At 55.3% G+C, this 18141-nt stretch carries 15 protein-coding genes and 1 pseudogene; 3 read left to right on the forward strand and 13 right to left on the reverse strand.

Features of this window, described 5'->3' with window-relative positions; genetic code table 11:
* Positions 1–7: 7 nt before the first annotated feature.
* The gene (locus V3W27_RS27025; RefSeq protein WP_007962100.1) at positions 8–1534 is read right to left on the reverse strand and encodes a CoA-acylating methylmalonate-semialdehyde dehydrogenase; all 1527 of its coding nucleotides are present in this window, start codon (positions 1532–1534) and stop codon (positions 8–10) included.
* 150 nt (positions 1535–1684) lie between these two features.
* On the opposite strand from V3W27_RS27025, the gene V3W27_RS27030 reads away from it, so the two are divergent.
* Complete coding sequence (locus V3W27_RS27030; RefSeq protein ID WP_330207978.1) at positions 1685–2632, forward strand: LysR family transcriptional regulator; 948 nt, start codon at positions 1685–1687, stop codon at positions 2630–2632.
* 323 nt (positions 2633–2955) lie between these two features.
* Complete coding sequence (locus tag V3W27_RS27035) at positions 2956–4062, forward strand: hypothetical protein (RefSeq protein ID WP_330207979.1); 1107 nt, start codon at positions 2956–2958, stop codon at positions 4060–4062.
* A gap of 28 nt (positions 4063–4090) precedes the next feature.
* Here V3W27_RS27035 and V3W27_RS28315 read toward each other — a convergent pair whose 3' ends face one another.
* From V3W27_RS28315 to V3W27_RS27075, 9 genes are all read right to left on the reverse strand, one after another.
* On the reverse strand, positions 4091–4264 hold the full coding sequence (locus V3W27_RS28315; RefSeq protein ID WP_442962677.1) for a gp19.5 family protein: 174 nt from the start codon (positions 4262–4264) through the stop codon (positions 4091–4093).
* Positions 4265–4529: 265 nt separating this feature from the next.
* Positions 4530–5108: a virion core protein, T7 gp14 family gene (locus V3W27_RS27040; protein WP_330207980.1), complete on the reverse strand. Its 579-nt coding sequence runs from the start codon at positions 5106–5108 to the stop codon at positions 4530–4532.
* 12 nt (positions 5109–5120) lie between these two features.
* Positions 5121–5567, reverse strand: a complete 447-nt coding sequence (locus V3W27_RS27045; protein ID WP_330207981.1) for a phage protein Gp13 family protein — start codon at positions 5565–5567, stop codon at positions 5121–5123.
* Positions 5568–5645: 78 nt separating this feature from the next.
* The gene (locus V3W27_RS27050) at positions 5646–9755 is read right to left on the reverse strand and encodes a transglycosylase SLT domain-containing protein (protein WP_330207982.1); all 4110 of its coding nucleotides are present in this window, start codon (positions 9753–9755) and stop codon (positions 5646–5648) included.
* 205 nt (positions 9756–9960) lie between these two features.
* Positions 9961–10626: a hypothetical protein gene (locus tag V3W27_RS27055; RefSeq protein WP_330207983.1), complete on the reverse strand. Its 666-nt coding sequence runs from the start codon at positions 10624–10626 to the stop codon at positions 9961–9963.
* Between the two features lie 644 nt (positions 10627–11270).
* On the reverse strand, positions 11271–12416 hold the full coding sequence (locus V3W27_RS27060) for an AlbA family DNA-binding domain-containing protein (RefSeq protein ID WP_330207984.1): 1146 nt from the start codon (positions 12414–12416) through the stop codon (positions 11271–11273).
* A 51-nt stretch (positions 12417–12467) separates the two neighbouring features.
* Positions 12468–12797 (reverse strand): hypothetical protein, encoded by a 330-nt coding sequence (locus tag V3W27_RS27065; RefSeq protein WP_330207985.1) that lies wholly within the window; start codon positions 12795–12797, stop codon positions 12468–12470.
* 662 nt (positions 12798–13459) lie between these two features.
* On the reverse strand, positions 13460–13993 hold the full coding sequence (locus V3W27_RS27070) for a hypothetical protein (protein WP_330207986.1): 534 nt from the start codon (positions 13991–13993) through the stop codon (positions 13460–13462).
* A 110-nt stretch (positions 13994–14103) separates the two neighbouring features.
* Positions 14104–15600: a tyrosine-type recombinase/integrase gene (locus V3W27_RS27075; RefSeq protein WP_330207987.1), complete on the reverse strand. Its 1497-nt coding sequence runs from the start codon at positions 15598–15600 to the stop codon at positions 14104–14106.
* 47 nt (positions 15601–15647) lie between these two features.
* On the opposite strand from V3W27_RS27075, the pseudogene V3W27_RS27080 reads away from it, so the two are divergent.
* Positions 15648–15782: pseudogene (locus V3W27_RS27080) on the forward strand (LysR family transcriptional regulator); the annotation flags it as partial.
* Here the strand turns inward: V3W27_RS27080 and V3W27_RS27085 are convergent.
* Genes V3W27_RS27085 through V3W27_RS27095 form a run of 3 tightly spaced genes read right to left on the reverse strand, consistent with a single transcriptional unit; the run spans position 15779 to position 18118 of the window.
* Complete coding sequence (locus tag V3W27_RS27085) at positions 15779–16234, reverse strand: OmpA family protein (protein ID WP_171061906.1); 456 nt, start codon at positions 16232–16234, stop codon at positions 15779–15781. The pseudogene V3W27_RS27080 and the gene V3W27_RS27085 overlap by 4 nt on opposite strands.
* 43 nt (positions 16235–16277) lie before the next feature.
* Positions 16278–17546 (reverse strand): diguanylate cyclase domain-containing protein, encoded by a 1269-nt coding sequence (locus V3W27_RS27090; protein ID WP_330207988.1) that lies wholly within the window; start codon positions 17544–17546, stop codon positions 16278–16280.
* Positions 17543–18118, reverse strand: coding sequence for a YfiR family protein (locus V3W27_RS27095; RefSeq protein WP_330207989.1), 576 nt, complete (start codon positions 18116–18118; stop codon positions 17543–17545). Before V3W27_RS27095 ends, V3W27_RS27090 begins: the two co-directional genes overlap by 4 nt.
* Positions 18119–18141: the final 23 nt, after the last annotated feature.

Below are 18141 nucleotides of genomic sequence, written 5' to 3' on the forward strand. Positions count from 1 at the left end.
CGATTCCTCAGCGCAGGTTGATGGTGGTGTTCACGCCGTCGTTGACGCTGTCGTCATCGAACCAGCGCGCCGTGACCGTTTTGGTCTGGGTGTAGAACTGCACCACTTGCTTGCCGTACGGGCCGAGGTCGCCGAGTTTCGAACCGCGCGAACCGGTGAAGCTGAAGAACGGCACCGGCACCGGAATCGGGATGTTGATGCCGACTTGGCCGACGTCGATTTCCGTCTGGAATTTGCGCGCCGCTGCACCGCTCTGGGTGAACAGGCCCGTGCCGTTGCCGAACGGGTTGGCGTTGACCAGTGCGATGGCCTGGTCGAGGGTGTCGACTTCCAGCACCACCAGCACCGGGCCGAAGATTTCCTGGGTATAGATCTGCATGTCAGTGGTCACGCCCGAGAACAGGGTCGGGCCGACGAAGTTGCCTTGCTCGTAGCCCGGCACCTTGATGTCGCGACCATCGAGTTCAAGCTTGGCGCCTTCCTTGATGCCGCTTTCGATCAGATCGAGAATCCGCGCCTTGGCTTTCTTCGAGATCACCGGGCCGACATCGGTGCCCGCCTCGCTGCCGGCGTTGACCTTGAGTTTCTGCGCCAGCGCTTTCAGATCTGGCAGCCACTGTTTCGCCGCACCGACCAGCACCACCACGGAGGTGGCCATGCAGCGTTGCCCTGCCGCACCGAAACCGGCGCCGACCAAGGCATTCAGCGCTTGCTCGCGATTGGCGTCCGGCAGCACCACGGCATGGTTCTTCGCACCCATCATCGATTGCACGCGTTTGCCGTGTTTGCCGGCCAGGTCGTAAACGTGCGTACCGACGGCGGTCGAACCGACGAACGACACCGCTTTGATGTCCTTGTGGGTGCACAGACCATCGACGACGTCCTTGCCACCGTGCACGACGTTGAGCACGCCCGCCGGAACGCCCGCCTCGATCGCCAGCTCCACCAGCAGCATGGTCGACAGCGGATCCTGTTCCGAAGGCTTCAGGACGAAAGTGTTGCCGCAGGCGATCGCCATCGGGAACATCCACAGCGGAATCATCGCCGGGAAGTTGAACGGGGTGATGCCGGCGCACACGCCGATTGGCTGGCGCAGGGTGTAGGTATCGACGCCGCCGGCCACGTTTTCGGCGAACTCGCCCATTTGCAGGGTGCCGATGGAACAGGCGTGTTCGACCACTTCCAGGCCACGGAAAATATCGCCCTCGGCGTCGGCAATAGTCTTGCCCTGCTCGGCGCTCAGCACTACGGCGATGCGCTTGGAGTGCTCGCGGATCAGTGCCTGCAGCTTGAGCATGATGCGCATCCGCGCGCCGATCGGGGTCAGTTTCCAGGTCTGGAACGCGCGGTGCGCGGCACTGATGGCGGCGTCGACTTCAGCGGCAGTGGCGAACGGAACCTTGGCCAGCACTTGCTGGGTCGCCGGGTTGACGATGTCGTGCCACTCGGTGGTCTGCGATTCGACCCACTCGCCGTCGATCAGCAACTTGACCTTCTGGACCGTGGTTTCGTTGGGCGTAAGCGATGCGTTCATGCTGGTCTCCGAAACTTGTTTTTATCGTAGGAGCCAAGGCGAAAGGGTTCGCCTTGAGATGAGGCGTGTGTCACGAATTGGTTGTCGGACTGTTTTTGGAGTATAGATGTGCAAACTTCTAATAAGAACGCACATATAAGCCCGTCCATCATGCAAAAAAACATCACCTCCCTGGGGTCGCTGAACTGGGACGACCTGAAGTTTTTCCTCGAAGTCGCCCGTACCCGCAAGGCCAGCACCGCGGCCAAACGTCTGGCGGTGGACTACACCACCGTGTCGCGGCGCATCAGTTCACTGGAAGCGGCGCTGGGTACATTGCTGTTCGAAAAATCGCGCACCAGCGGTTTTGTCCTGACCACTGAAGGCCAGCGTTTGCTGGGCTATGCCGAGTCGATTGAAAGCACGTTGCACATGGCTTGCGAGCAGGTCTCGGGCTCTGGTGTGGCACTTTCCGGGCATGTACGCATGGGCTGCACCGAAGGTTTCGGCAGTTTTTTCATCACCCCGCAGCTGAGCCACTTCGTCGACGCCTACCCAGCGATCTCGGTGGACATCCTGCCGCTGCCGCACTTCATCAGCCTGTCCAAGCGCGAGGCCGATATCGTCATCGCTTTGGAACGCCCGGAGCACGGCCCGTACGTGTGCTGCAAACTCTGCGACTACCGCTTGCAGCTGTACGCGACCCAGGACTACCTCGATCAACACCCACCGATCCGCCGCCCGGCCGATTTGGGCAAGCATCAATTCATCAGTTATGTGGATGACCTGGCGTTCAGCTCGGAGCTGCTGTACCTGGCGAACGTGCTGCCCGGCGCCAGCGCAAACCTGCGCAGCACCAGCGTGATCGCGCAGTTCGTCGCGGCGCAGCAAGGGCGTTCACTGGCGATTCTGCCGTGCTTCCTCGCGGCGCAGGATCCGCGCCTGCTGCCGGTGCTGCCCGAAGAAATCGACATCACCCGGCAGTTCTGGATGTACTGCCGGGAGGACTTGCGCAAGCTCAAGCGGATCACCCTGCTGTGGGATTACATCCGTGAGGTGACCGAACTTAACCGCCCGTTATTACTGGGCGAAACGCGAGACCTTCGGTTTACAGACTGAGCGTCTACAAGGTGTAAGGGAGACCTATCGTAGCGAGGTCAGGCATGCCACTGCAACGACTTGTGACAGGGGTTATGACAGGACTTGTGACAATGCGCAGCGACCCGGACGGTTGGCTGAAAGCCCTCATCCAGAGGCGCGCATGGGCACGCGATAAGGACCCACGCAGGCGCGATAAGGACCACGCGAGGGCACCCATGGGGGGATGCGCGCACGTACCCGTAGTGAGGTGGTCATTCAGATTTTTCTGCCAGATTCTCAAGGACAGTTCCGTTGAATCATGATAGTAGAGTGACATCACTAACCAAGCGAGTGGGGAATCTGTGAGTACGAAAGGGAAAGGCTGGTGGATTGTTCTTGTCGCAGGCTTCTTAATCGTCAGCGCTTTCGGCTGGGTTATTTTCAGCAAGTACAACGAATATCTCCCCTATATCTCCCATGACCACGCAGCCTGGGGGAGCTTCGGTTCGTTGCTTAGCGCCTTCATTACCTTAGCCGGTTTCATCATCACGATTGCCACGCTGGTTTTCCTAAACAGCCAGAATGACTGGCAAAAGAAGACCCAAGGTTTCGATTGGTATATCAAGCATCGTCAACTGTTCATGGAGCGCTTGAAGGAACTGCAAGCAACCCTTGGTGAGCAGGTCCGCTTTCGTAACCCGGAAAAACTGTATGAAGGCATTTTTCCTGACCACTACTTGGAAATGGCAGGTTTTGCGCATAGGCCTCGGCGGTATGAGCAAGCGGGAAGGTTACTGGACCGTGTTGATGAGAAACTCAACGCGCTCGACGTAGCGACTCAGAAAACCGAATGGAACCGCAAAGATGCGGTTAGGTTCGCTGTCGACCTCATAGACGTCAGTTGGGATTTACAGGCTGAGTGGGTGGGTGGCGAATCAGATGGGGATATCATATGGAACGGGCGCAACTCGGGTGTCAATATTTACTCCATTGATGAAACCACAGCGCGCCTGCATCTGATTTACGACTCTATGTTGAGGTTCGGCGGGCGCCCTGAGTACGAGGGATTCAAGCAAAGTCCGCTTCGTTTCTTAAGAGAGGCTCTTGTCGACGCATTCAACCGAGAAACAGGAGAGTTAATCAGCGTTGTCAAAAACTCTCCGTTCTTGTCGTCATTGGAAAATCTATTGATGGCAGTAAGAGGCATTAAGGATATCAATGGTCGCCAAGTCCTTCCCCGCACATATAACCGACTCCTTATCGCCATTAGGAGTCGGGAGGCTGTGAAGCTGCTTTCAGATGCGGAAGTCGTATCTACCATTTGTGACGAAAGCTCCATTGAGGCTTCGACAGCTCTTGAGCATGCTCAATTAGACGAGGAAAATCGCGACAAGCTTACGTCCTGCCTCTTCGAGTTAGACGCACTTCACATTGCGCTCGCTTACAACGGTATCCCCATGGATCGCTAACAAGAGATTGGCTACCCAGAGACCCTCATCACTCAGCACAGCCACCGAGTAGAACACAGACGACATTCCCAAAGGCTTCGCCCAGAGGACCACCTTGGCTAACTCCAAAAGCGACAAGGAGTAAACCAAGAAATCGGTAGGTGACACGGTGGGTAGCCAGAGTGCGGATTACAGCTACACAGGTCTTCCACCGAGTAGTCATCGCTTAGCCCTCCTTTAGGTGAGGCGGGGGTATTGGTCATTGATATTCATCACCACAGAGGACGCCAGTCAAAGGCCTTAAAGAGGGAGGCTCTTTGAGTAACCTTAAGTCCCCCTTTGCTTATAGTGAGGGGTTTTGGCTTCACCGATGATTGCTTCAGAGAGGCATTCAGAGAGATACCTTAAGGCCCCCTCTGCTTATAGTGGGTGTTTTTAACCGAGCCCAGAATGTGACCACGCACACCCTCACAGTCACACCAATCTCTTCATCCGGTAGCACTCCCGCTTGACGCGGTCTTCTTGGCTGTACGAGATGCAGCAAGACTTTCTCCTTGCGAATACCCACCGATCCCTGCCGAAACGATGTTCAGGGCATTGGCGATGTTGTTGACCTTGTACTTGTTGCCGCCCAGACCACGGACAGCGGACTTAGCGTTCTCAGAGCTGCCCACACGATTCGCGAAGATCGCTTGATAATCACGGGTGTAGTTGTCTGTGATGTTCATTCGTTGGGCGCTCGCGTCATTGGCGACGGAGTTCTTCAAGCGATCCATGGAGTTGCCTGAAAGGCCGGACTCCCCGATGGCCGCATTGATGGTGCCTTCGTTGCGGATCGCCTGAAGGTTCACCTCAGTGAGCTGCCTACGGGCCTCATCCTGTTTGTCCACGGTGGCAAGCTTCTGGTCGTTCTCCGCGAAGTTGGCTTGCTTGACCACTTCGTTCTGTTGCTTGCGCTCGTTGTCGGTCATTTGGCCTTTGGCCTTGGCGCCCTCCGACGCGCTCATAGCAGCTGAAGAGGCAGCGAGACCCGCCATTGCGATGGATATGGATACTGGTTCACACATGCTGAGTCCTCCTTAAAATGAAAATTGCTTGAGCAGCAAGCCCGAGGGCGACTTGAAGAGTCCGTCACTCAGAACGGCTCCGAGCTTTGTCAGCAAGCGAAGGTGTGCATGGTTTTGCACCGCCACGTAATTCGTCAGAGCAACGTCACCGGGCGTCTGGCTTTTGATCTGGGCTAAGTGGGCTTTGAGAATCCGATAGAACTTGAACCGTTCTGCTGTGGATAACTCAGCGACATGCGCTGTGGTAATTAGCCAGACTCCTCCTTCAGAATGCCCTCCAGCGGCCAAGACCTGCCCTCCTCCGGACTTAATGACATGAGTGGTTTCGTCGAGGGCCTTCGTGAAGACTTCAGCAGGGTTTCGGCCTGCCTGCATACCGTTAAAGTCCGCGAGGTCGCTCGGGGAAAGGTTTTCCGAAGCCTCTAAAAGATCAACAAGAGTTGCTTTGGTTTTTTGCATATTGATTTACCTCCTTTCAGATGAGTGAAGGCAGGACCCTTGATGGCATCCTGCTTTAGTGGGTGGTTTTGGTAGGGATCAGCGAATCTCGACGCCTTGCGATTCCATAATCATCAGCAGGAGCTTCTGGCTAACAGGGTCGTTCGGAACGAGACCTCGAAGACCATTGAAAACGCCAGTCATGTATTCCTGATCGGCTCTACGGGAGTCAGTTAACGAGGCGCCGAAGGCGTTGTAGCCAACCTGACCAACACTTGCGAGAACGCCATAGGCAGGAACCTGCTCGGCAACCTTTCCGAGGACCCCAGTGATTCGGTCGTCCTTTGTGGCGCTGTACTTCATCGCGCCGGGGTCACGCTGTTCCTTAGGGCCCCGAGGGAGAATCGAGGAACGGACCATTGCGGCCTGATCGAACCCCAGAGGTGCCGCGACGATGTTCGCCAGACCCAGAGGTGCCCCTATATGGGAGCTTCGGGACAGCGCGGCATAAGCCAACATCTTCGGATCAAGCGCTTGCTGAAGGAACGGTTCACGCTGATCTTTAGGCATCCCGGAGGCTTGGCTGTACTTCATCGCCATGTAGGCACTGAGGGCCAACCCTGTCGAAAGGACCGCCTGCATGGTCTGGTCGATAGCTCTGCCGTTCTTCGTGGAATCATGGAAACCACGGATGAGCCGAGAGTTAACCGAACGCATGGTGAAGTTCTTGAACTGCATAGCGGTCTTGATTCCCGCGCCGTAAGCCACGGTGTCAGCCGAAGAGAGCTTGTGAGGACGCAAGATAGTCTCATCAGCGATCTTGTCGCCCATGCGCCATAGGTCCATCGTCCGAGGGTCACGCTGAAATGCCGCCCGGTCAGTGAGCTTGTAGGAACCGTCCTTCTGTCGCTTCACGTAAGTCTTGATGAGGTCCTTCATTCCCTCGAACTGCTCCGGGGTGATGGACATCGACTTGAGGCGTTGCGGAGAGAACAGGCCCGACTCACGGCCAGCTATGGCGTGGTCAACAAAGTCAGACAGGACTCCTTGACGGCCAGCGTCTGCGATGTAGTTGGATGATTCGGTGAGCAGCCAAGTGAATGGATTCCATCGTGTAGACAGTTCTTGAGTGGCGAACTTGATGGACCCCATGACGTTTGCCGCCAAAGGACTTGCACCGGCTTCATCCCTGAGACGCTCCACGATGTCCGAACGAGTCGGGCGAATGTGGTTGTCCAGTTCGCGACCGAAGACCATTGAGTGCATGTCCGACAGGTCCTTGGCGCTGATCTTGGAGCCCCACTGGCTCATGTCTCTCAGTAGCGGAATGCCTTTGAGGAGCATGTGGGTATGTCCTTTGGTCACCATCCCGGCGACCTCAGTGATGGACTGCACGCCCATGTAGGCGTTCTTTGCGAAGAAACTCATGTCCGCGAGGGCCCGTGCGGCAGTCGCAAGGGTCCCCTCAACGTCACGCCGCGCACGGCCTGTCAGGATCTTTACAGCATCTTCAAGGGCAGCACGCTCAGCCTTGCTGTTTGCCTTGACTCGCCCGATGTCGTTCACGAGTTCCGCTGTGCTTCGCCCAGTGGCCCCCATGATCCCAATGTCACCGTTAACACGCCGGTCGTAGCTTGGTGTGATTCGAGACAGGTTGAACTCTCGCAGGTCATTCACCGCGAAGGTGCTGCCATCAGAAAGAGGCACAGCCATGTCGGAGTCGAATAGATGACGGCCTTCAAGGAAGTTGTTCACGCCAAGTCCAGCGCTATCAGGAACGCTTCCCTGAGCGTCGAGGTTCAGGAGATTGGACCCGTTGTGGTCGTCAGTCTTGGCGATACCGTAGGCCTTGCGTCGTGCATAGTCTTCGACCTGTTCCTTCAGGATTTCCTCCCGCATTGCCTTTGTGTCCACGGCGGGCGCTGGCTGTTTCCCTTTAGGTTTTGAATGGGCTGTCACACGTTCGCCCAGGAGTTCGTCCACCTTATCCTTCAGCAGGTTGTCCACTCGGGTTCTAACCGCTGGACGTGCCGCATAACTGGCAAGCCACGACTCCATGATTGCGTGCTGCAAACCTTCCTCACCGCCTAACCGCTGTACCTGAAGAAGCTTCGCGGCAGAGCTGTAGACGTTTGGAATGTAGGAGCCAGCGTGGCGGGTCTCGGGAAGGATAGGGCGGGCGTTGCGATTGCCGAACTGAGCCGGGGAGGCCAGTAAGTCAGCCTTGCGGTCGTAATGCTTGCGCACTGTGTCCATCAGCTTCCTTTCGCCATCGGTCAGTTGAGCCAGCTTGTTGCCTGACTGGTCCTCAATGGCCTCAGCAACACGGCGGTAAGCCCGATCAATGTGAACCTCACGACCACCGGGGGTCAGCGCGTAGGACGGATCTTTGATTGCCTCAAGGACCTGCTCCGACATGGTGTTGTAGGTAACGTGGTCCTGACCTTGAATGCGCTCAATGATGTCCGAGGCGGTTGCTCCGAACTTGCCATTGGAGCCGCTGACGGTTCCTGTTGGAGAACGGAATAGCTGACTCCCGATTGCGAGGACCTCAGGGTTTTCCGAGCGATTCAGCGTGTAGCCGATTTCGGTGAAGCCTCCCATGGTGACCCCTTTCGCTGCTCGGTCAGGGACAACCTCAGCGGCCTCACTGAGAAGCTTCGGGTTCAGCGGGTTGGTTGCCGACAGGATCGAACCGTCACGCAGACGCACCGCGCCGGGTTCGCTTGGGTGGTCCACATAGTCCACACCGGCAGCGTTTTTAGGCTCCTCACCTTCACGCCATGGGTAGCGTGTCGGGTCTTCCTCGCCAAGCTGACGGGCGGTCTCACGGGCTTCCAAGCGGATGCTCGGAGCGGCGAACTCATTGGCTGCGTCGTCCTCCCAGTGCAGGTCATAAAGGTTCTTTTCGGAAGCCTCACCGTGTCGAGCAAGGATCGCTTCAAGCTGATCGTCTGGTAGGTCCACACGCTCAACCTTCGGAGCCGCTCGCAGAGCCTTATCGAAGAGAGCTGTTGCACCTGCGCCGAACAAAGCACCACCTACCAGCGCTGTGCCGTAGTGCCCTTCGATGCCCGTGATGTTTTCACGAAGCCCTTCAGATGCGACGGCAGCAGCACCAGAGTAGAGCGCGCCCTGAGCTACACGGGAAACCAAGCGAAGGCCGGTAGCACCCGGAATGGGGGTATAGGTGAGTGGGTCCAAGCCCGCACCCGCGAATCCACCGACAATCTGAGACCCGGTGCCCGTACCGTTGATGCGACGTTGGTAGTCTTGGTTCTCCTTCGCCATTGCGATGGCGTTCGGTAGGTTCGCCCGGTTGCCCTTTGCGAAGTCCTGCACGAACGAGAAGAACTGAGGGTCCACGCCTTCACGGCGGATCATGTCGTAGTCTTCAGCGGTCCAATTCGAAGTGTCGTTGGGCTTCACCCATTCGAGCGGGTCAGCGTCTTCCATGGTGCCGTAGCGCAGGAGCGATCCCACAGGGGAGGTCGCAAGGTTGGCCGTAACGGAATCTCCGAGGCCCTCAAAGGTGCCTTTGTCTTTCGGACCAATGATGTTGGAAAGGGTCTGAAAGTCCTGTTGCGTTTGCGGGGCGGTGCCACCGGGCAGGTCTAACTGACCCAGCTCCGGCAGCTCATGGCCGATCTTGTTGTGGGCCGTCACACCTTGAATAGCTTCCTCGAAGGGGACGGCCTCAGCCTTTGGGTGAATACCCGGATTGGTCACCTCCTGTGCATCGAAGAATCGGCGCGAAGGAGACTCACCGGAGACATCCAGCAGCTTGCGCATGTAGTTCTGACCTTCCGGGCTGATCTTGCTGAAGTCACCGGAGTCCAGCGCGGCCAACTGAGGGGAGCCTAAGCGGCCCTGTCCTTGGTTGTACGCCAAAGCGGTCTTCAGCAAGTCACCCTTATAGGTGCCGCTAAGGTCTTTTAGGTGCCGGGCGATTGCGGGAATGGCCTTTGCTGGGTCTGTTCGATCTTCTGGGGTCATCAGACCATAGGCTTTGCCGGTCATTTCGGTCATCTGTCCGAGGCCCAAGGGACCCGTTGGGGATTTAGCGGTGGGGTTGATGCTGGATTCGTTGAAAATGAGCTTGTGCATGAAGTCGTAAGGAATGCCTTGGCGGTCAGCTTCCTGTCGAATCATTGCATCATAGGGTGTGCCCGCTGCTTTAACGGCTGCGTAGTGTTGAAAGTTTTCCATTGAGTGTTTTCCTTTTTGTCTGACTTCCCGCCGACTTCCAAGACCAGTTCAAAGCGCCCACACTCAGGGCCCCGGCTTGGTTCGGAAAGTCAGACAGAAAGAAGCTTTGAATTAATTCCCGTGGCAGGAAGTCGGCCCTGTCAGGAAGTATTTATGAATTGGCGTGATGCAATTTATAGTAGGAAAGGTAGACTCTAACTGTTTTTTAAACCGTACCTTTCTTAGCCTTGGTTGTTTTTAAGCGAGCCCTTTTCCTTTGTTCTACTATGTGCCGGCGACAGGCATCATTGATTTCTTTAGCTCTTTCTTCGAGCCAAACAAGGCCTTTGGCTGAAACTCGAAAACCATCGAAATTCCCATAGTTCGTGGAACAGCGTTTGAAGAATCCGTGAGAAAAACCTGATGGTTTCGGCTCAATGACTCTACGGGACTCAGTTGGATGCTCTTTAGATACGAAGCGCCCCTTATAGACGAGATAGGTCTTGGCAAGTCCTGTGTTGATAATTCCAGCAGTGCGGCAAGCCTCAGCCCATGACAACCCGATAGTGTTTGCTTTGTGCATTAATGTCGCTGCTTTAGGCATATTAGCGCTCAAAAGCTGGTCCTTCTCAACAAGGGCTAATGACGCCATGCGCGCAGATATAATGGCATCGTTCCGCATAGCTACAAACGCATCGACAACCATTACATAGAAATCCAACGAACATGCCATTGCGTAAGCAATCGTCGCTCGCTCAGTCGCCCAAGTACCGCCCTGATCACCGTGAACGATATGCAAATCTGCACATCGCTCGAAATACTTACGATCTCGTCCACGCCATTGCGCTGGTGGCTTAGTAAGAATTGGAAGTGTCTTGTTGATATTGGTCAACGACCACAGTGAACCCTTGGGTTCAAAAGTGTGACCCTCAATAGTAATAGGACATATTGGGCTTACATTCTGTAGCTCCATATTGATACCCCCTCATTGTTTTGTGTTGACGTAGACTTATCTTTCCGCAAGTGGCGTTTGAGACCGCCGCCGCTTGAGACCGTCAGTCTGCCCGCAAGCATGTTGACTCAGCCAGGTACGCTTAGATTTAAGCAAGATATTCGGTAGAAACCTCTGGAAAGGATCGCTGAGGTTTATAGTGGGTACTTTTGTTCGGCAGCTCCGTAGAGCTCTGTCGAGGAACCACAAGAAAGTACCTATCACTTTTTAGTGAGGGGTTTTAAATTTCAGCACGTCCCTGCCCTTTCAGATCTCCCTCAGTGACCACATGCGGGATGGCTCAAAGGCCGAGGCGTGGCCGCGAAGGAGCATCTGGTAAACACGGGCTTATTTATCAGTCGCGAGCTCGACCTAATCATTCTCAGCCCTATGGGGATTCGACAGGGACGAGACCTACACAGCCTTGCCCACACGCAGGGAATGGGAACCCAGTACGGCGGCACACTCGACTTCTTCAAGCCAGACGCACGGGCGCTCTGAGTAGCTGTAAACGAAAGATCGTGTCCGGGTTATGTGACGGGTGGTCAGCCTACATCTTCCTTGTCGATAAGCTTCGAAACATCTTCAAGCCTATCCATTGTCAATACTTCCTCACTCATATTTATCTCAACAGGAATTGTGAACTCCATAGGGCATCGCAACTGATCAGATAGAACCTTACCTTTAATTGACTCAAGCTCAGCCGCTGGATTTATCATGTATATTTCCGGAGTACGAACTGTCTCCCCCACCTGAATCTTGCCCAAATCATACTTTATTACCCACTCATTATCGCCCTGATTAATTGAGTAACGCTGACCCGCTCGAGTCAAGGCATCAAGATTTGCCTTTCCACCAAACATGGTGAGAATTTTTCGAGGTTTAGGCAAAAGCCTATAAGGTTCTTTAAAACTAAGCATTGCAGAAGATGGCACAGTAATAAAAAGTTTAACATCATCCGCAAAATTATCACCAAAGTTACCTACCTCAAAGAGAAAAGGAACTTTTCCGCTACTTTCCTGAAGATAAGCGGCGAGCTCTCTATAAAAATTTTTATTAGGCGAAGCTAACGCCATTCGATGTATGACCGCAGAATAATCGACATATTCGGCGCCCTTATCCAGCACCCACCGACCGTAACTAAGTAACAGCCTATCAGACACAGAAAAGTCGGGGCAGACTACTTTAACAGTCAATTTTGGAGAGTGGGCGACGCTTTGAGCAACAGAGGAAATACCCATCTTTGCTATTTCAGATGGATCTGCGATAGCTGTAGCGGACCCTCTGCGCACATACACCGTACTTGGTGCAACTCTACCAAACTGCTTTCTTACATACACTGGACGATCTTGTACAGGAATAGTATAAAGCCCGAGCTTAGTACCATCATAGTCCAATGACCTGTAAGAAAAATTCACAGGATGATTAGTCTTTGAGTTAACAAACTCTTGCAAACGGGAGTCATCGATATCAACATCAAGATCGACAAGCTCTCCGGTATCGTTCTTTACCCCAATAAGAATATAGGCTGTTTCAGTACGCCAGCCATTAGCAAAAGCCAAAATATCCTTTAATAGTTCTGCCTTTTGGGCATCCTCAGCACCAGAAAAAGGATATTGCTTGACTTTGTAGTCCAAAGCTCCTCCTTCCCCTCGATATAACAATTCTTGAATCAGTTCGTTATCGTCCATGGATACTCCAGCTTTTGCTGTTCTGCGTAGGTTGTCTATAAATTATGAGGGCTAAGCTCTTCGTATAGACTCAATAAGTGCCGCTCGGTCACCAGCATGTCTCGCTCGCAAAACCACGCCCAATGCGGCATCGCGAGTCAACTGAGTGAGGACGAACTGACGCTTGAACGTATCCTCATAGAACGCTTCCTGAGCCACTACAGGACCATCGACCATCTTCCAAGTGGTTAACCCCTCAGAGTCCTCCACCGCCTCGAACAGCCCCAGTTCAACGAACTCATTAAGAGCCGCAGTCAGGCTCACCTTAAGGTCGACATGACGCCGCTTAGGCGTAGCTTTGGCAATGGAAAGACTGTCGGTTACAAAACGTGTAGCAGGCATAGAAACGATCCTTGAAAGACATGAATGTGCCCAAGGTATACGATCTATACTCACATACGTTATTAGTTTTTTATCGGAACAAGCTGATGCCGGTGCTAATCGATCCGAATCGCAACGTACTTTGGCTCCTCGTCAGCTCGAGATACTGCATACCTAACGTTGCTCTCTTTAGGTTCTCGTGTGAGAGCCCTAATCATGCTCTGCACGTTCTCGACCTCTGCTCCCTCAGCAGTTTGAGGAACTTCAAGAATTTCAGTGCGGGTCGCCCCTCCGTGGGTCCAGGAACGTTTAGCTACCCATTTCCATGAACCTTTGCCGTGGTAATCATCATAGTCGTCGCTGTATTCAATCGAGACGTGAATAGCGGGTTCAGCGGTTCCCGAGTAGGCACCTATTAGGGCCTTGATGGCAGGACGCATTGGTTGGTTGGGCATATCCTGAGTATTCATGATGCAAGCGAACTCCCACTTAATATTTGTGAGCAGTACTCGCTCACCGGTAGAGCGCACTTTACGGCTGCCGCTCGGACAAGTCAACGAACAATACTCACATACCTTGACGCCCACTCACAGTGGCATAGGACCAACGCCCGCGTCAGTTATACAAAGCTCCACGCTGTAATCACTGGCGGCGCACCGCTGGACCGGGCGTAGCGTCGAGACCTATTTCTTTTTTGGCAAGGTATTCCGCACAGAGAAACCTTTAGTGTCGGACGGTGGGGTGTAGGAGGTGAGTTCTATAGCCCCGGTGATGTCCACGGTTTTGTAGATTCTTTGTCGCCGTTCAATGCGCTCAACATTCGCAATCATGTTCAGCAAGATGGCATCAGCTTCCGCTATCTCGGCATCCTCGACTGCCTCAGGTGTTGGCTTGCTGTGCCCTTCTTTTTTCAGTTTCTCTTTGAGCCTCGCAGTAAGCTCATTTGGGCGGGGTGTTGCGAAAGAGATAATGTCTGCGACCGATTTTTTCATATCAGCCCCGAAGCCCTCCGGACTCACCATCATCGTAATGGTCACGAAGTCGGCAGCAATATCACACCACAGACTTTCAATAAACTCGCCAGACTCCATGCGACCTACCGTGGTCTCGCAGACCTTCGGTTGCTCTCCATGCGCACTACCCGTCGCACTCTGAGTTAATAACGAGAATCTGACTCGCGTGATGCGTTGCCCTCGCGGCGGCTTTTCGTTTTCCATATTTTGAACCCGTTCTGGCTTCGCCATTCGTAAGGATTTGGCCAGTGAAAGAGCTACAGGTAGCGGCGTGTAGAAAATCGCGGAGGACTACCTGTACCTCATGCATGGATTTAGAGAGTCTTACTAAAGACCCCTTTGAGCATCTCAGCAAGGACCTCGACTGGTACGCCTGAGCCATAGGTATCGAAGGTTATGGTGCCAGTTACATGGCCCATGACAGCCTGAGCATGAGTCGTGGGAACGCCATGAGCTTGCATCAGAGAACTCAACGAATGGCGTAGCGAGTGATAGACCAAACCACGAGCGTAGGAGCCTTCCAAAGCCATCGGAATTGCCTGTTGATTCACCCATTCCCCGGCAGGCCTATAACCCAGTTGAGCAAGCTTGTCCTTGCCCTCTGCCTTGCAGGAATCTACGTATCTGAGGAAAGCAGCAAGATCAAATCCATAGGCACCATCGGTTAACGGAATCAGCCGGGTACTTCCTTTGGTTTTGACGGACTTACCCTCCCCTCTTTCATTGATGGAAAGCGCAGTAACTCCTGACTTCAACGTAATGATGTCACCCGTGGTCAACTGGCAGATTTCGTTGAGACGACCGCCAGAAATGACCCCAAGACTCAACAACCAACGCTTCCAAGATGCTTCAGGAAGACTGCTGGCATACGCCATAAGCTGAGAGACCTGCTCTTGGGTGAAGGCCTTTCGATCCGATTCAGTACCCTTCGTTAGCTTCAGCTTCTTGTCGTAGCGCTTTTCAAGATGTCCGTTGAGTTCCCCCCAACTGAAGACGGCAGAGAGCTTTGCGAGTATCTGGTTAACCGTTGATGGCTTACGAGTGGCTGCCAATCGATCCCTCAAAGCCACGAGGTCTCCACGGGTGTGAACTCTCAAGTCCAGAGCCCCCAGCATTTCACTCAGTACACCGTGAATAAACTTCGTAGAGCTAAGGGTCGTTGCCTTCTGCTCACCGGCTCGGTCGGCCAAGTAGAGCCTTGAGAGGTCCTCAAAGGTAAGGGCTGGTCCCCTTACAGATTGAGGCTCCGATGAGTCGTCCAATGCTTGAGCTTTTGCTTGCTGATTCTTCTCGCCCTCAAGGTCCTTGATGATCGTCACCAAAGGAACGGAGTCGCCCCGCAAGCGATCTTGAGCAGCGACCATCACTCGCTTTGCGTTGGTTACGTGTTCGTGTTGATCGACACTCAGCGGCATCGTGGCGGCGATCTCGGTGAGGTTCATTGCTACGTCTTCGTACAGGTCTCCCCACATCCTCAGTGAATGCACGCCATGGGCCGACGACAGTAATCCCTCAGCGATCCAGATGAGGTGTTCCCTCAGTTGATGCCAAGTAGCATCAGGATTATCCAGATGAAACGCTCTGATGGTTTCTGATAGGTGTCGTGAAGCGTCCATAGCGGCCTTTCTATCGGTTGTCTTGAGGGAAACGGAGACGGTGCGGGTGAGGCTGCCTGTTTCTCGAAGGCGGAGATAGTAAATGCCGTTACGTCTGTAGTGGTAGGGCTTAGCGAGGCGGGTTTTCGGCCTCTGCGGTATAGCAATACTTGTTACAGCACTTGTGACAGGGATAGTGCGTTCATCGGTAGGCATGACAAAAGGGTCCCGTAACCATTGGTTGGAACCCTTACGCCTTGTAGTTCTGGATGTACTGCCGGGAGGATCTCAGGAAATTGAAGCGGATCACCCTATTGTGGGATTACATCCGTGAGGTGACCGAGCGTAATCAGGGTCTGCTGATGGGGCAGACCCGCGAGATGCGGTTTGCCGATTAATCGGCGCTGACCACAATCGACACCCGGCGATTCTCGGTGCGTCCGGCGGCAGTGTCATTGGACGCCACCGGCTCGCTGCTGCCCAGTCCGCGCAGCTGAATGTTCTCTTCCTTCATACCGACGGTGGTCAGCACTTTGGCCACGCTTTTGGCCCGACGCAGCGACAGTTGCTGGTTGTAGGTTTCCTTGCCCGAGGCATCGGTATGACCGTCGACCCGCACCCGCTCGATACCGACGCCGAGCAGTGCCTTGCCGATGCGTTCGACGATTTCGGTGCTCTGGTTGTTCAGGCTTTCGATATCGCTGCCAAACAGCACTTTGCCGGACAGGCCAAACTCCCAGCCCTCGTCGGTCGCTTCGAAGCCTTGTTGTTTGAGGACGGCGATCTGCGCCGGGGTCAGGCCTTTCTGCGGTGCGGTCTGGCACCCGGTCAGCGCCAGTACGGCGATCATCAGCAAGGCGGAAAACAGTCGAGCGGGAAATGTGAACACGGAATCAGCTCCTGGTTTGAAGATTGACGACCGGGCTCTCCGACCCGGCAGTGAATTGAGCCCCACGCGACAGGCGCTTGGCCTGATACATCGCGGCGTCGGCGGCGTTGAGCAAGGCACCTGGCGTGACACCATGATCAGGGAAAACGGCAATGCCGATACTGAGCGACGTCACCACACTGGTATCCCCCGGCAGCGCGATGGGCATGTCCATGCTGGCGAGAATCTTGTCAGCAATGCGCTCGGCGTCCTCGATCTTGTGCAGCGGCGCGAGCAGTACGGCGAACTCGTCGCCGCCGAGCCGCGCCACCAGATCCTCTTCACGCAGTTGCGCGCGGATCCGATTGGCGACCGCCACCAGCACCGCGTCGCCAGCGGCGTGACCGAAGTTGTCATTGATGCCTTTGAAGCGGTCGCTGTCGAGAAACAGCACCGCCACCCGCTCATTGAGCTTGCCGGCGTTGCGCAAGGCGCGAATCAATCGCCCCTCGAAAAACGCCCGGTTGGGCAAACCGGTGAGGCTGTCGTGGCTGGCCTGATGGGCGAGGGTTTCGTTCTCGCTTTGCAGATGGGTCTGCCAGGATTCGAGTTCGTCGAGCAGGGCATTGAAGTCGTTGCCGAGGTTGTCGAGCTCGGCGATCTGCGCCGGCGGTACCCGGCGATCCAGTGCTCGCTCGCTGCGGGCAGCGTGGGCCACCGCCGCGAGGCTGCGAAGCGGGCCGGTAATGCTGCGCAGCTGTCGGCGCGCCAGATACAGCGCGACCCAGGCACTGATCGCGGTGCAAAGAATGATCCCCGCCAGACCGCTGAGCAAGAAGCGCATCAGGCTACCGCCGTGACCGACCAGCAGGATGCGTCCGATTTCACGGTCCTGATGCATGATCGGCAGGCTGATCGGCTTTTCCAGAATGGTCCGGGCAGCCTGCATTTCCAGTTGGGAAAACAGACCGTTTTCGGGCCGCTGCCAACGCGCCAGCAACTGCCCCTGTGTGTCGAACACCTGGGCATCCGCCACCTCTTCGGTGGACGCGATCAAGGCCAGCGCTTCGGTGGCGGCGTCCTTATCGTTGAACACCACCGCCGCTTCCACGGTGTAGCTGATCGAACGTGCAATCAGATGCAGGTTGTGATCGGCGTACACCCGCAGCGCGAGAACGCCCAACAGGGTCAGCGACACGCTGGCCATCGTCACGGCCACCAGCGCGACAATCAAATGGCCGCGGCCGATGACCGAGCCCAGTGTCGGGCGGCTCCTGGAACGAAACAGCTTCATGGTGCCGCCGGTTTGCGGCGCGACAACTGCAGTACGCTCGGGTGGATGCGTACACCGCTGCGGGCGACGGAGTCGAGATTGACCTCGAAGGAAACCTGCTGATCGCCGACCCGCAGGCAGAACAGGCTGCCGACCGTGCACTGATCGCCACCTTCGCTGATGCTCAGCACCGGATGGCCGATCAATGAGGTGAACAGCCGACTGCGTTCAACTGCGGTGAGTTTGCCGATGTACACCGCATCGCATTCGCTGACGATCGCCGGGTTGTCAGCCAGCAGTCGGCGCACAGCGACCGGACGACCGGTGGCTTGCGTAGTGCCTTTGACCAGGTCATCGGTGTATTCGGTGGGGCCGACGATGCACAGGCGCAATTGTGCGGGTTCCACCGGCCAGCGCGCGTAACTGAGGATGCCCAGCACAACCTGCGTCACCGACTGGGCGCGCTGCTCGGCCATGCCCACCGGCGTCTGTGCCTGCGCCATGGCGGCGCCGGTCAGCAAACAGAGCAGACCGACAAGCAATGCGTGCTTGCAGCGAACCACGCGCTCTGTCGCCCAGACAGCCACCTTCATGCAGGGATTCTCTTGGATCGTAC

This window comes from Pseudomonas sp. AM14(2022) (assembly GCF_036346455.1).
Classification (GTDB): Bacteria; Pseudomonadota; Gammaproteobacteria; order Pseudomonadales; family Pseudomonadaceae; genus Aquipseudomonas; species Aquipseudomonas putida_A.